The sequence below is a fragment of the Cobetia sp. genome, from assembly GCF_983723665.1.
The window spans coordinates 20,215-33,655 of the sequence record NZ_CFDJES010000008.1 but is presented as its reverse complement, the minus strand read 5'-3'; the positions used below and the strand labels follow the sequence as shown (position 1 = coordinate 33,655).

12 protein-coding genes are annotated in these 13,441 nt (G+C 64.3%); 7 read left to right on the top strand and 5 right to left on the bottom strand.

Annotation, left to right across the window (positions count from 1 at the left end; translation table 11 throughout):
• The 5 genes from AC4FAH_RS01970 to slmA form a co-directional block, all read left to right on the top strand.
• On the top strand, positions 1 to 758 hold a 758-nt coding region (locus AC4FAH_RS01970; protein ID WP_490245591.1), incomplete at its 5' end, for a phosphopantothenoylcysteine decarboxylase domain-containing protein.
• On the top strand, positions 759 to 1,217 hold the full coding sequence (dut, locus tag AC4FAH_RS01965) for a dUTP diphosphatase (RefSeq protein WP_043336274.1): 459 nt from the start codon (positions 759 to 761) through the stop codon (positions 1,215 to 1,217).
• A gap of 171 nt (positions 1,218 to 1,388) precedes the next feature.
• Positions 1,389 to 2,771 (top strand): phosphomannomutase/phosphoglucomutase, encoded by a 1,383-nt coding sequence (locus tag AC4FAH_RS01960; RefSeq protein ID WP_054556539.1) that lies wholly within the window; start codon positions 1,389 to 1,391, stop codon positions 2,769 to 2,771.
• A 231-nt stretch (positions 2,772 to 3,002) separates the two neighbouring features.
• On the top strand, positions 3,003 to 3,920 hold the full coding sequence (gene argB / locus AC4FAH_RS01955) for an acetylglutamate kinase (protein ID WP_043336279.1): 918 nt from the start codon (positions 3,003 to 3,005) through the stop codon (positions 3,918 to 3,920).
• A gap of 112 nt (positions 3,921 to 4,032) precedes the next feature.
• On the top strand, positions 4,033 to 4,650 hold the full coding sequence (gene slmA / locus AC4FAH_RS01950) for a nucleoid occlusion factor SlmA (protein ID WP_043336281.1): 618 nt from the start codon (positions 4,033 to 4,035) through the stop codon (positions 4,648 to 4,650).
• A 142-nt stretch (positions 4,651 to 4,792) separates the two neighbouring features.
• Here the strand turns inward: slmA and AC4FAH_RS01945 are convergent, their stop codons facing one another.
• The 5 genes from AC4FAH_RS01945 to ftsY form a co-directional block, all read right to left on the bottom strand.
• Positions 4,793 to 7,351, bottom strand: coding sequence for a putative bifunctional diguanylate cyclase/phosphodiesterase (locus tag AC4FAH_RS01945; protein ID WP_490245590.1), 2,559 nt, complete (start codon positions 7,349 to 7,351; stop codon positions 4,793 to 4,795).
• Between the two features lie 267 nt (positions 7,352 to 7,618).
• Positions 7,619 to 8,494, bottom strand: coding sequence for an RNA polymerase sigma factor RpoH (gene rpoH, locus AC4FAH_RS01940; RefSeq protein WP_043336284.1), 876 nt, complete (start codon positions 8,492 to 8,494; stop codon positions 7,619 to 7,621).
• Between the two features lie 258 nt (positions 8,495 to 8,752).
• The gene (ftsX, locus tag AC4FAH_RS01935; RefSeq protein ID WP_225347357.1) at positions 8,753 to 9,835 is read right to left on the bottom strand and encodes a permease-like cell division protein FtsX; all 1,083 of its coding nucleotides are present in this window, start codon (positions 9,833 to 9,835) and stop codon (positions 8,753 to 8,755) included.
• A complete protein-coding gene (gene ftsE, locus AC4FAH_RS01930) occupies positions 9,832 to 10,500 on the bottom strand; it encodes a cell division ATP-binding protein FtsE (protein WP_043336289.1) in 669 nt (222 codons plus the stop codon). The genes ftsX and ftsE overlap by 4 nt, the downstream gene beginning before the upstream one ends.
• Complete coding sequence (ftsY, locus tag AC4FAH_RS01925) at positions 10,497 to 11,912, bottom strand: signal recognition particle-docking protein FtsY (protein ID WP_404813692.1); 1,416 nt, start codon at positions 11,910 to 11,912, stop codon at positions 10,497 to 10,499. Before ftsY ends, ftsE begins: the two co-directional genes overlap by 4 nt.
• A 451-nt stretch (positions 11,913 to 12,363) precedes the next feature.
• Here ftsY and rsmD point away from each other — a divergent pair, with 451 nt between their 5' ends.
• Together rsmD and zapB are read left to right on the top strand one after the other, a co-directional pair.
• Positions 12,364 to 13,038 carry a 16S rRNA (guanine(966)-N(2))-methyltransferase RsmD gene (rsmD, locus tag AC4FAH_RS01920; protein ID WP_490245589.1) on the top strand — a complete coding sequence of 225 codons (675 nt, stop codon included), beginning with the start codon at positions 12,364 to 12,366 and terminating at the stop codon, positions 13,036 to 13,038.
• Positions 13,039 to 13,220: 182 nt separating this feature from the next.
• Positions 13,221 to 13,441: cell division protein ZapB (gene zapB / locus AC4FAH_RS01915; RefSeq protein WP_490245588.1), on the top strand; the 221-nt coding region annotated here is incomplete at its 3' end.

Sequence of the window (13,441 nt, the reverse complement as noted above, 5' to 3'; positions counted from 1 at the left end):
CAGGCCTGACGGTGACCATCACCGCCGGCCCGACCCGCGAGCCGCTGGACCCGGTGCGCTATCTGAGCAATCACAGCTCCGGCAAGATGGGCTATGCGCTGGCCGCCGAGGCCGCGGCGCTGGGCGCCAGCGTGCGCCTGATCAGTGGCCCGGTGGCGCTGGCGACCCCGGCTGGCGTCGAGCGCATCGATGTCGAATCCGCGCTGGACATGCAGGCCGCCGCCGAGGCAGCCGCCAGCGAGAGCGACCTCTTCATCGGCTGCGCGGCAGTCGCCGACTTCCGCCCGGCCACGGTCGCCGACCACAAGCTCAAGAAGCAGTCGGGCGAGGAGCAGATGCAGGTCACGCTGACCCGCAATCCGGACATCATCGCCGGTATCGCCGCCCAGACGCAGGCACGCCGCGCCGCCGGTCAGCGGGCGCCACTGGTGATCGGCTTCGCCGCCGAGACCCGCGATGTGCTGCGCTATGCACGCGATAAGCTTGCACGTAAACAGCTCGACATGATCGTCGCCAATGATGTGAGCACGCCGGGCCTTGGCTTCGGCAGTGACAGCAATGCCGCCACCCTGCTGTGGCAGCCGCTCGATCAGAACACGAACACGCAACACGAACAGGCCATCGCGGCCTGTCCCAAGACGGAACTGGCGCGCGCGATTCTGAAGCGCGCCCTGGCACTCCATCAGCACAGGGTCAGCCTCGACCCTGCCATCCAGACCGTTACACCGACTGTCACCGACGATCAGGAAGCACCCTAGATGACCCGCCCCCGGCTCGAACTCAAGATTCTCGACGAGCGCGTTCGCGATTACCCGCTGCCGCATCACGCCACTCCCGGCAGCGCCGGCATGGACCTGCGCGCACTGCTCGACGCGCCGCTGACATTGGCGCCGGGCGCCTGTGAGCTGGTGCGCACCGGGCTGGCGATCCACATCGCCGACCCCGCACTGGCCGGCATGATCCTGCCGCGCTCCGGTCTGGGGCACAAACACGGCATCGTGCTGGGCAATCTGGTCGGCCTGATCGACTCCGACTACCAGGGCGAACTGATGATCTCGGTCTGGAACCGCGGCGAGAGCGAGTTCGTGCTGGAACCCGGCGAGCGTCTGGCACAGTACGTGCTAGTGCCAGTGGTACAGGCGGAGCTGGTGGAAGTCTCTGAATTCGAGGCCAGCCAGCGCGGCGAAGGCGGCTTCGGCCACTCCGGTCGCCACTGATTGACCCGTCATGCCAGAGGGCAGCCGAGCGGCAGGCTTGCGTCGGCTGCCGGGCTTCCGGTCACAAGGAAGCCATGCAGGTTTCCACACTGATCGTCATGCAGCGATAGCGTTCGAGACGCATGACGCCTCAAGCGACTTCACGATTGATTCAACCGACAGGGATGCACCATGAGTCAGGTACCCGCTTCAATTTTCCGCGCCTACGATATCCGTGGCATCGTGGATGAGACCCTCACCGAAGACGGCGTGCGCGCCATCGGCCAATCCATCGGCAGCGAAGCCGCGGCACGCGGTGAATCCACCGTCGTGGTCGCGCGTGACGGCCGTCTCTCCGGCCCGCGCCTGTCCAAGGCGCTGATCGCGGGCCTGCGTGATGCCGGCCGTGATGTCGTCGACATCGGCATGGTGCCGACACCGGTGCTCTACTACGCCACCAATATCCTGGAAGGCACCCGCTCCGGCGTGATGCTGACCGGCAGCCACAACCCGGCCAACTACAACGGCCTGAAGATCGTGCTGGCCGGTGAGACCCTGTCCGGCGACACCATCACCGACCTCTATCGTCGCCTGCAGGAAGGCGATCTGGCGCAAGGCGAAGGCAGCCTGCGTGAAGAGGACGTGCGTGAGCGCTATCTGGAGCAGATAACCGGTGATGTGGTCGTCAAGCGTCCGCTCAAGGCCGTGGTCGATTGCGGCAACGGCGTGGCCGGCGAGCTGGGCCCGGAGCTGATCCGTCGCCTGGGCGTCGACACCGTGCCGCTGTTCGACGAGATCGACGGCAACTTCCCGAATCACCACCCGGATCCGGGCAAGCCGGAAAACCTGCAGGACCTGATCAAGACCATGCAGGAAACCGGCGCGGACATCGGTCTGGCCTTTGATGGTGACGGCGACCGCCTCGGCGTCGTGACGCCCAAGGGCGAGATCCTCTACCCGGACCGCCTGATGATGGCGCTGTCGGAAGACCTGATCGAACGCGTGCCGGGCGCGCGCATCATCTTCGACGTCAAGTGCACCGGCAACCTGGCGACCGTGATCGAGAAAGCCGGCGGCACGCCGGAAATGTGGCGCACCGGCCACTCGCTGATCAAGGCACGCATGAAGGAAACCGGCGCAGCACTGGCCGGCGAGATGAGCGGCCACATCTTCTTCAAGGAGCGCTGGTTCGGCTTCGATGACGGCATCTACGGCGCTGCGCGCCTGCTGGAAATCCTCGCCAAGCAGGATGTCGATGCCGACACCTTCTTCGCCCGCTTCCCGCAGGACCTCGGCACCCCCGAGATCAATGTGGAAGTGACCGACGAGAACAAGTTCGCTATCGTCGAGCGACTGGCCAGTGAAGGCGACTTCGGCAGCGACGGCGTCAAGACCACGCTGGACGGCATTCGTGTCGACTACGCCGATGGCTGGGGCCTGTGCCGCGCCTCCAACACCACGCCGATGCTGGTGCTGCGCTTCGAAGGCAAGTCGGAAGCCGCACTGGAGCGCATCAAGGACAGCTTCCGCGCCGCGCTGAAGCAGGCCGAGCCGAGCATCCAGGCACCGTTCTGATCCCGCACTCGCTCGCCATCGACAGGATGGCATGAGCCGCAACGGGGGCGGCGGTCTGCCGCTTGATCGCCGCCCTCGCCTTGCCAGGCACTGCAGCCGCTCATCCGGGCGCATCAGGTGCCTGAAGCAACCGATTTGCATGACAGCGCGCACCGCGCGTGCTGAAAGACCGTTTCGAGTGACAGTGTCCGGACTCTCTTTCCGGACCATTTTCTGTGGAGTGATACGCTGATGAGCCACGCCAACCGCGACCCGCATCAGGTGGTCGAGGTCCTGTCCGAAGCCCTGCCCTATATCCAGCAGTTCTCGGGCAAGACCGTGGTGGTCAAGTACGGCGGCAACGCCATGACCGAAGAAGCCTTGATCGACTCCTTCGCTCGCGACATGGTGTTGATGAAGGAAGTCGGCATCAATCCGGTGGTCGTGCATGGCGGCGGCCCGCAGATCGGCGCGCTGCTCGAGAAGCTGAACATCGAATCGCGCTTCGTCGATGGCATGCGCGTCACGGATTCCGAAACCATGGACGTGGTCGAGATGGTGCTGGGCGGCCTGGTCAACAAGGGCATCGTCAACCTGATCAACCAGAGCGGCGGCAAGGCCATCGGCCTGACCGGCAAGGACAGCGGCCAGATTCGCGCCCGCCAGCTCAAGGTCAGCGGCCAGACGCCGGGCATGAATGCCTCTGAAATCATCGACATTGGTCATGTCGGTGAAGTCGAGCATGTCTCCACGGACCTGATCGAACTGCTGACACGCAACGATTTCATTCCCGTCATCGCGCCCATCGGGGTCGATGCCGAGGGTCGCAGCTACAATATCAATGCCGACCTGGTCGCCGGCAAGGTCGCCGAGGCACTGGGCGCGGAGAAATTGATGCTGCTGACCAACGTGGCTGGCCTGATGAACGCACAAGGCGAAGTCATGACCGGCCTGACCACCGAGGCGGTGGATGGCCTGATCGAGGATGGCACCATCTACGGTGGCATGCTGCCCAAGATCAGCTGTGCACTGGACGCCGTGAAGCAAGGCGTGCGCAGTGCCCACATCATCGATGGCCGCGTGCCACATGCGACCCTGCTGGAAATCTTCACCAATGCCGGGGTCGGCACGTTGATCAGCAACGCGGAAGCGGACACTGACAAGGCGTAAGGTGACAAGCCGGGGCTCGGCCCCGGTGTTTCGCGCGAGGCAAGCGACATGCCTCAGGACACGGACCCGCCCGTAGCACACTGCTGCAGGCCGCGATAAACGACAAGATTCCATGACGCAGGCGAATCCAAAACAATCACGTCGCGAACAGATCCTCCAGGCACTCGCTCTGATGCTGGAAGAGGACAGCGGCAAACGCATCACGACTGCAGCACTGGCACGACAGGTCGGTGTCTCGGAGGCGGCGCTCTATCGTCACTTCCCCAGCAAGGCACGCATGTTCGAAGGACTGATCGAATTCATCGAGAGCACGCTGTTCGAGCGTATCGCGCTGATCATTCAGGACAACGACACCGCGCATGCCAGGGTGCATCACATCCTGAGCCTGCTGCTGGGCTTTGCCGAGAAGAACCCGGGGCTGTGTCGCCTCCTCAATGGTGATGCCCTCACCGGCGAGACGGCACGCCTGCGCACGCGCATGGCGCAGCTGTTCGAGCGCCTCGAGACGCAGATCAAGCAGGTACTGCGCGAAGCCGAGCCTCGCGAAGGACTGCGACCGGCCATCACCGTCACGGCAGCGGCCAACCTGCTGCTGGCGTGTGCGGAAGGTCGTATCGGCCAGTACGTGCGCAGCGACTATCGCAAGCGCCCGACCGAGCACTGGGAAGACCAGTGGCAGCTGCTGAGCCGCGACCTGCTGCTGAGCAGTCAGGAGCGCATTGCCGTCTGAGGGGTTTGTCTCGCGCGCATGCGCCACACCAAAAAGAACGCCCCGCCTGCAGTCATTGCAGGCGGGGCGTTCTTTCTGGGTCAGGCCTTCTCATGTCACCACCGGGTGGGGTGGGATGGGGTCGGACTGCACGGACGGCACCTCAGGCGTTGACGCTGAAGCGCTCCAGTATGGCCTCGGCGGACATCGGCCGCGCCAGCAGGTAGCCCTGATAGGTGTCGCAGCCCAGTCGCTTGAGCTCCTCGAACTGCACGTCCGTCTCGACTCCCTCGGCGACGATCTCATGGCCCAGCGAGTGCCCCAGGCTGATCACGGCACCGACCAGCTGGATGGCCTGCTGATTGGGGCAGCGGATACCACCGTCAGAGCCGGCGACAGCATCCATCTTCATCACGAAGCTGCGGTCGACCTTGAGCACATCCAGCGGCAGGGATGACAGATAGGACAGCGACGAATAGCCCTGCCCGAAGTCATCCAGCGCCACACGCACGCCCAGCTCGCGCAGCGCGCCGAGCACCGCAAGCCCCCCTTCCATGTCCTGGATCAGCAGCGTCTCGGTCACCTCGACTTCCAGCCGCGTCGGCGACAGCTTCTGGCTTTCCAGCACGCCGAAGACTTCATTCTCGTAGCCCGAGGTCAGCTGGCGCGCCGACAGATTGACCGCCATGCGCGGCATGTGAAGGCCGGCGTCCTGCCAGCGCACCATCTGGGCACAGGCTTCCTCGAGCACGAACCGTCCGAGACGGAAGATCAGACCGGTCTCTTCGGCCAGCGGAATGAACTGGGCCGGCGAGATCATGCCCAGCTCCGGATGCTGCCAGCGCAGCAGCGCCTCGACACCCTGCAGCTCACCGTGGCTATCCAGCTGCGGCTGGTAATGCAGATAGAGCTGCTCGCTGCCGATGGCCTGACGCAGATCCTGCTCCAGCGTCATGCGCGAGGCGACATGCTTGTCCAGCGAGGACTCCCAGCGCAGCGCATGATCGCCGCGCGACTTGGCGTGATAGAGCGCCACATCGGCATTCAGCATCAGCGCCTGGGCATCGCCATTGGTCTCGGACAGCACATAGCCGGCGGTCAGGCTGACGATCAGCGGGCGCCCCAGAATCGTGAAGGGACGCTCGACCTTCTGCTGGATCTCTTCCACCACCTGCGCCGGATCATCATTGCCATGCGGCAGGTAGAGACCGAACTCATCGGCCCCCAGACGTGCCACCAGACCACCCGGTGGCAGCAGACGACGCAGACGCTCGCCGACCGCGACCAGCAGCTGGTCACCGGCTTCATGGCCCAGACCATCATTGACGGTCGAGAAACGGTCGATATCGGCGTAGATCATCAAGCCACCCGCCGCGACGCGCTCGTCGGCCGCCGCCATGAAGGCCTTGCGGTTATAGAGCCCCGTCAGGGCGTCATGGCGCGCCAGGAAATCGAGCTGACGCTCGGATTCCTTGTGCGCACTGATGTCGAGCAGCAGGCCTTCCCAGTAGCGCACGCCATCCTCGCCCTCGATCATCACGCTGCGGTCCAGCACCCAACGCTCATGGTCAGCGATGATGCGGAAGACCTGCTCATGGCGCATCTGCGCGCACATCGCCCAGTGGCGAGCGGCGCTGACGGACTGGCGGTCTTCCTGATGGATCAGCTCGGTCAGGGTGATGCCGGCGCCGACCAGTGATTCGGCCGAGCGACCGAACAGCTCGGCCGAGCCGTTGCTGATGAAGGTCAGCACACCGGTGTTGACCTCGATGCGATACACCACGCCCGGCAGGTTATCCATCAGCGTCACCAGGGTGCGAGAGCGCGCCGTCATCGACTCGAGTGCGCCCTCCAGCTCATCGTGGCGCTCAGCGCGCTTGCGCTCGGCACGCGCCACCACGACCACCAGCACGACCAGGAAGATGCCGCCGAGCAGCATGCCGAACCAGATACGATTCCACCACAGCCACCACAGGCTGGAGAGTGGCTGACTCACGACGCTGAACAGCTTGAGCGGTGCGATATAGCTGCCCGCCGCCATGCGCGGCCGGCCGTCAAAGCCCGGCACATGATAGCGACGCACACCACGCTCGGAGATGTACTTGCCCATGTTGGCCATCGAGGACAGCGGCAGCTTGCCGGTCACGCCCAGCGCATGCTCCTGGGGGCTCGAGAACAGCAGCAGACCGTTGGTGGAAAACAGGCGCAGGCGCTGCCCATCATCGGAATTCGGGTTGGCCAGCAGGCTGCGTGACTCGGAGAAATCCAGGCAGCCGATCAGCAACCAGGACATGCCTTCGATATCCATGTGACGGTAGAACGGCAAGCCCGGCTGACCGGATGCCAGCGGCAGTGCCGAGCCGAACAGCAGGCTGCTGCGCCCGGGCAGCGCCTGGGCTTCCGGCTGGGTCAGCTGCCAGCTGCAACTGCGCCCCACGCCGATCTGACGCAGGCTGCTGCCGCGGTAATCGGCAAACGGCACCACCATCAGCGAGACCAGAGAGGGATGACGGCCCAGCGCGCTATCCAGCGAGCCACGCCACAGCTCCTTGCCTTCGCTGCTCAACACGCGCTCCAGCACCATCATCTCGCGCGAGACATTGGCGATCAGCTGCTCGGTGGAGATATGCAGCTGGGTATCCAGCAGCTCCAGGCGACGCATTTCCTGTTCACGCACATCAAACCATTGGCTGGCCAGAAACAGGCCACCCAATACCACCATCAAGGCTGCATTGAGCCCAAAGATTCGCCACAGCGAATGTGTGCCATTGACGTGCGAGGAGGTCGGGTCCACGGGGTCACCAGTAGAAATGTTTCATGTCTTAGTGTGACAGAATGAAACATTGTGTTGCAGTGTTCAACCAATAACGACGGATTCCTCGGGATCCACTCTCCCTCAACGAAAATGCCCCGCCGGGAAACCCGGCGGGGCATTTTCACGTGACAGCGAGCCTGAAAATCGCGGGCTCATGTCATGGGGTCATCAAGCTCAGGCAGCGAAGCCTTCGCTCATGTCACCCATCGATTCACGCAGCTTCTTCATCGCGTTCTTCTCGAGCTGACGGATACGCTCGGCAGAGACGCCATAGATGTCAGCAAGCTCGTGCAGAGTCGACTTGTTGTCGCTCAGCCAACGCTGCTGGAGGATGTCGCGTGAGCGCTCATCCAGTGCCGCCAGCGCCTTGAGCAGACGACCGTGGGAATCGTCTTCCAGGTCCTGCTGTTCCACCTGGGCAGCCGGATCGAGGCTGTGATCTTCCAGATAGTTGGCCGGCGCCTGATAGGCAGAGCTCTCGTCGTCGCTGGGGCCGGCGTCGAAGCCTGCATCATGGGCGGAGAGACGGCTTTCCATCTCACGCACTACGGCAGGTTTGACGTCCAGATCGCCCGCGATGGCATCCACTTCATCGTTGTTCAACCAGGCAAGACGCTTCTTGGCGCCACGCAGGTTGAAGAACAGCTTGCGCTGAGCCTTGGTGGTCGCGACCTTCACGATGCGCCAGTTGCGCAGCACGAACTCGTGAATCTCGGCCTTGATCCAATGCACGGCAAAGGAGACGAGGCGTACGCCCTGATGCGGGTCGAAACGCTTGACCGCCTTCATCAGGCCGACGTTACCTTCCTGGATCAGGTCCGCCTGCTGCAAGCCATAGCCGCTGTAGCTGCGCGCGATATGCACGACGAAGCGCAGGTGCGACATGACGAGTCGACGGGCCGACTCCAGATGATTCTCTTCATGCAACCGCAGGGCCAGCTCATGCTCTTCTTCGGCAGTAAGCACAGCGATACGGTTCACCGACTGAATATAGCCGTTTAGATCTTGACCCGGTGACAGGTGGCCAAGTGGCTGAAGACTGGTGCTCATAGTGCAGATGTCTCCATGGTTGCCTAACACGCATGCAAGTAGTGAGACTGTGAAGGGTGGGACAGGTTCCCGTCAATAGCTGTACATGGCGTGTACAATTGTCATGACGAGTAGCACTTCGTAACGCTGTCGGGTGTGTGGTGCGTTTAACCGCCCACCAGCCCCCTTCACTGACGCCCGACAGGAATGTTGTCGGAACGTAACTTTTGACCTTCCTGGGCAGAAATACTGGCTGAAAACCGCGAAAAATAATCGGAATCAGCGCGGAGAAATACTCGCCAGATGACGTCCGACCGCGATCCAGGCCCCTATCCAGCCCAATATTGTACTCGAAAACAGCAGCGTGGCACCCCCTGCAACGCCCAGCGCGGGCAACACATAGTTGCCGCCATAACTTTGTACAAGGGCCGTCACGGGTGCCGCCAGCCAGTTGCCGCCAAGTGCCAGGATTCCGCAGGCCAGCAGCCCTCCTCCCAGACCGTACCAGGCACCGCTGTAGAGGAAGGGACGCCGCACGAAGGCGTGGGTCGCCCCGATCAGGGTCACGACCTCGATCTCCTGGCGGCGACTCTCCACGGACAGGCGGATGGTATTGCCCACCACCAGCAACACGCCCAGCCCGAAGAGTAACGCGAGTCCCAGCGTCACTTTCTGACCCAGCTCACCCAATTGGCGCAGACGCTCGAGCCAGGCCAGATCCAGACGTGCGCTGGCGACACCCGGCTCGCCCTCGAGGCGCGTGGCCAGGGCGCGGACGGACTCCGGCGTGGTGTCCAGCGGCGTGATGACGATGCTGGCCGGCAGGGGGTTGTCATCCAGCAGACTCAGCGAGCGCTTGAGGTCCAGCGCCTGGGCGAATTCCTGCATGCCCTCGGCGGCGGTGATCAGGCGCACTCCCCCGACACCGGCGGCATCGCGCAGCGAGTCCGACAGCGTCAGCGCCTGGCTCTCGTCGACCGAGGTCTCGAGATAGAGGGTGAGCTGGGCGCTGTCATTGAGCTCATTGTCGAGCAGGCGTGCGCTGTCCAGTGCCAGCCACAGCGCCGCCGGCAACGTCAGTGCGATGGCGATGGCCAGCATGGTCAGCAGGCTGGCGATGGGCGCGACCAGCAGGCGGCGTGCGCTGTCGCGCGCCATGGCAGCGTGATGACGCAGCCAGCTGCGGTAGCGGCTCTCGACCGAGACACGACTGGAGCGCGCACCCTTGCGCGCCGCACGCTCGGCGGCCTCCGGTGATTCAGGCGCCTGCGCGGCGGCCTTGCGGGTACGCGTCTCGGCGCGGGGCTGGCCACGCTCGCGTGAAGAAGAGGGAGACTCGTTGCGGGAACGCGGGGGGCTCATCGGGCATCCTTGTCGGCGATCAGACGACCATCGGACAGCTCCAGCGTGCGATGGTGCAGGCGGGCAATCAGCGCCAGATCGTGGCTGGCAATCATCACCGTGGTACCGATGCGATTGAAGTCCTCGAACAGACGCATGATGTCGGCGGACAGTGCCGGATCCAGATTGCCGGTCGGCTCATCAGCCAGCAGCAGCGCGGGCTTGTTGACCACGGCGCGCGCGATGCCGACCCGCTGCTGCTCACCACCGGACAGCTCGATCGGCAGCGCCTTCTCACGATGCAGAAGGCCGACCTTGTCGAGCGCCGCCCGCACTCGCCGCGCCTGTTCACGCGGCGGAACCCCCTGGATCATCAGCGGCAGGGCCACGTTGTGGAAGATGTTGCGGTCGGTCAGCAGCTGGTGGTCCTGGAAGACCACGCCGATCTGGCGGCGGTAATACGGCACCTGGGAGGTATGCAGTCGCCCGATATCGTGCCCCGCCACCAGAATGCGCCCACGCGAGGGGCGCTCGAGGAGCATGATCAGCTTGAGCAACGAGCTCTTGCCGGCACCGGAATGGCCTGTCAGAAAGACCATCTCGCCACGCTCGACCCTGAAGTCGAGCCCGGCCAGTGCATCGAAGCGCCCTCCATAGCGCTTGCCGACATGCTCGAAGGCAATCATGCCTCGCGCGACTCGGCGTTGGCCTCTTCGCTTGCCTCATCGCCAGCACGTGCAAACAGGGCACTGACGAAGTCATCAGCCGCGAAGGGACGCAGGTCATCGACACCTTCCCCGACACCGATATAGCGGATCGGCAGATTGAGCTGCTTGGCCAGCGCGAAGATGATGCCGCCCTTGGCGGTCCCATCCAGCTTGGTCAGCGTAAGGCCCGTGATGTTGACCGCTTCATGGAAGGTGGAGGCCTGTGACAGCGCGTTCTGGCCGGTACCGGCATCCAGCACCAGCATCACCTCGTGGGGCGCGGACACATCCAGCTTGGCCATCACGCGCTGCACCTTCTTGAGCTCTTCCATCAGGTGGCTCTTGTTGTGCAGGCGGCCCGCGGTATCGGCGATCAGGATATCGACGTTACGCGCCTTGGCGGCTTCCAGGGCGTCATAGATGACCGAGGCACTGTCGGCGCCGGTATGCTGAGCGATGACCGGCACCTTGTTGCGCTCGCCCCACACCTTGAGCTGCTCCACCGCCGCGGCGCGGAAGGTATCGCCCGCCGCCAGCATCACGCTGCGGCCCTGGCTCTGATAGCGCTTGGCCAGCTTGCCGATGGTGGTGGTCTTGCCGACGCCGTTGACGCCGATCATCAGGATCACGAAGGGACCGCTGCCCTTGGGCGGCAGCTCCAGGTCCTTGGCGACCGGCGCCAGCATCACGCGCAGCTCTTCCTGCAGCGCTTCGTAGAGCGCCTGCGGCTCCTTCAATTCCTTGCGCGAGATACGCGCGGTCAGGTTGTCGATGATCTCGGTGGTCGCCTCGATGCCCACGTCTGCCATCAGCAGCTGGGTCTCGAGGTCTTCCATCAGCTCATCATCGATCTGCTTCTTGCCGAGGAACAGGCTGGCGACGCCCTCGGTCAGATTGGCGCGTGTCTTGCCAAGACCGGCCTTGATGCGCGCGAAGAAGCCACGACGCGGCTTTTCCCGACCATCGCGGGCCGTATCACGCGCAGCGTCATCCTCGACCACGACGTCTGCGCCAGCGGCGGCAGCCTCGGCGGCACGTGCTTCTTCTTCCTGGCGAGCCTGTTCCAGCGCGGCCTGCTCTTCGGCCTCGATGGCGGCCAGCTGCGCGGCGGCCTGACGCTCTTCTTCCTCGCGAGCCGCGATACGCGCCTCTTCGGCACGCGCTTCACTGGCGGCTTCTTCCGCACGGGCCTGAGCGGCCTGTTCGGCAGCGATGCGCTCGGCCTCTGCCTGGGCGGCCTGCTCGGCAGCCAGACGTTCCGCCTCTTCACGGGCGGCCTTTTCGGCGGCGACGCGTTCTGCAGCGGCCTGCTCCTGGGCGATACGCTCGGCTTCGTCTCGGGCGGCCTGCTCCTGAGCGGCCTGCTCCTGCGCTGCGCGCTCCTGGGCGATGCGCTCGGCTTCGGCCCTGGCGGCCTGATCGGCAGCCGCCTGCTCAGAGGCGCGGCGCTCGGCTTCAGCTTCGGCCTTCTGCTCTTCGAGCTTCTGAGCCTCGGCCTGCTGCTCTTCGGCCTTCTGAGCCTCGACCCGAGCCGCCTCTTCACCGGCAAGGCGCTCTGCCTCTACCTTCTCGGCCTCGAGACGCTTCGCCTCGAGCCGCGCTGCCTGCTCGGCATCGGCTTGCTCGTGGGGCGTGGCGTCTTGTGTCTGTTCAAGAGCCTGTTGCTCGAGGGCCTGCTGCTCGGAGGCTTTCTGCTCCTGAGCCTTGTGTTTCTTGCGCTTGAAAAAACCGAACATGGCGAGACAGTCCTGAACTCGTGAAAGTGGCGTCATCCTACCATCCCTTCGGGGCTGAAGGTACGCACCGCGCGGCATCCGGCGTCGCACATGCTAGACTCGCGGCATGAAAAAACGCGCATCCTCCCAAGGCCCCGCACGGGGCAAATCCAACGCGCCCTCGCGCGCTGACAAACAGAGCGGCAAGCGTGGCCAGGCCGCCGGCGGGCCAGGTCGCCTGCGCATCATCGGCGGGCGCTTCAAGCGCCGCCTGCTCAACGTGATCGACGCACCGGGCCTGCGCCCGACGCCCGACCGCGTGCGTGAGACGCTCTACAACTGGCTGGGCTTTCATGTCGGCGGCGCCCGCGTGCTTGACCTCTATGCCGGCAGCGGCGCGCTGGGCCTCGAGGCGCTGTCGCGTGAGGCGGCGCATGTCACCTTCGTGGAGCGCGACAGCCGCGTCGCGCGTGCGCTCGAGGCCAATCTCGCGACCCTCTCCAACGGCGACAGCCTGCCAACACAGGTGGTGACCGGCGATGTCCTGCACTGGCTCGAGACGGCCACTCCCGCTGCAGGCGGCATGGATCTGGTGCTGCTCGATCCGCCCTTCCGGCTCGAGCTGGCCGCCGCGAGCTGCGCGCTGCTCGAAGCGCATGGCTGGCTGAGCGATGACGCCATGATCTATCTGGAAGTGGAATCCGGTCTCGACCCCGTGGTGCCCGCCAACTGGCAGCTGCACCGGGAAAGCCGTGCCGGCGACAGTCATGGCCGCCTGTATCGGCGCCATCCGCCCGCCTGAGCCACCTTCCCACTTGTGTCGACTCAGGCGGCGTCGTAGTCTGCCTGCAGGCGGGTATCGCTGCGCCATCCGGCAAGGATTCCCGACATGGCCGATATTCATCGCACCAGCATTTACCGCATACCTTTACCGCCCTCAACGAACCCCCTCGGGCCACGACCGTGACTCGACAAGGAGATAGCATGAGCACCGAACTCTTTACCCAACTTGAGCAGAAAGTCGGCCAGGCCATCGACAGCATCGAGATGCTGAAGATGGAAGTCGAAGAGCTGAAGGAAGAGAACCAGCGCCTGACCGAAGCCAAGACAGGCCAGGGCGAAGAGCTGGAGCAGCTGCGCCAGACCAACACTCAACTGCAGGAAGAGCGTGACCAGTGGGCACAGCGTCTGGAAGCGCTGGTCGC

What these genes read in the sequence shown, in the direction of transcription:
- AC4FAH_RS01960 (WP_054556539.1), top strand. Translation starts at nt 1,389, where the DNA reads ATGAGTCAGGTACCCGCTTCAATTTTCCGCGCCTACGATATCCGTGGC.
- slmA (WP_043336281.1), top strand. Translation starts at nt 4,033, where the DNA reads ATGACGCAGGCGAATCCAAAACAATCACGTCGCGAACAGATCCTCCAG.
- rsmD (WP_490245589.1), top strand. Translation starts at nt 12,364, where the DNA reads ATGAAAAAACGCGCATCCTCCCAAGGCCCCGCACGGGGCAAATCCAAC.
- AC4FAH_RS01945 (WP_490245590.1), bottom strand. Translation starts at nt 7,351, where the DNA reads ATGGTGGTATTGGGTGGCCTGTTTCTGGCCAGCCAATGGTTTGATGTG.
- ftsE (WP_043336289.1), bottom strand. Translation starts at nt 10,500, where the DNA reads ATGATTGCCTTCGAGCATGTCGGCAAGCGCTATGGAGGGCGCTTCGAT.
- dut (WP_043336274.1), top strand. Translation starts at nt 759, where the DNA reads ATGACCCGCCCCCGGCTCGAACTCAAGATTCTCGACGAGCGCGTTCGC.
- argB (WP_043336279.1), top strand. Translation starts at nt 3,003, where the DNA reads ATGAGCCACGCCAACCGCGACCCGCATCAGGTGGTCGAGGTCCTGTCC.
- rpoH (WP_043336284.1), bottom strand. Translation starts at nt 8,494, where the DNA reads ATGAGCACCAGTCTTCAGCCACTTGGCCACCTGTCACCGGGTCAAGAT.
- ftsX (WP_225347357.1), bottom strand. Translation starts at nt 9,835, where the DNA reads ATGAGCCCCCCGCGTTCCCGCAACGAGTCTCCCTCTTCTTCACGCGAG.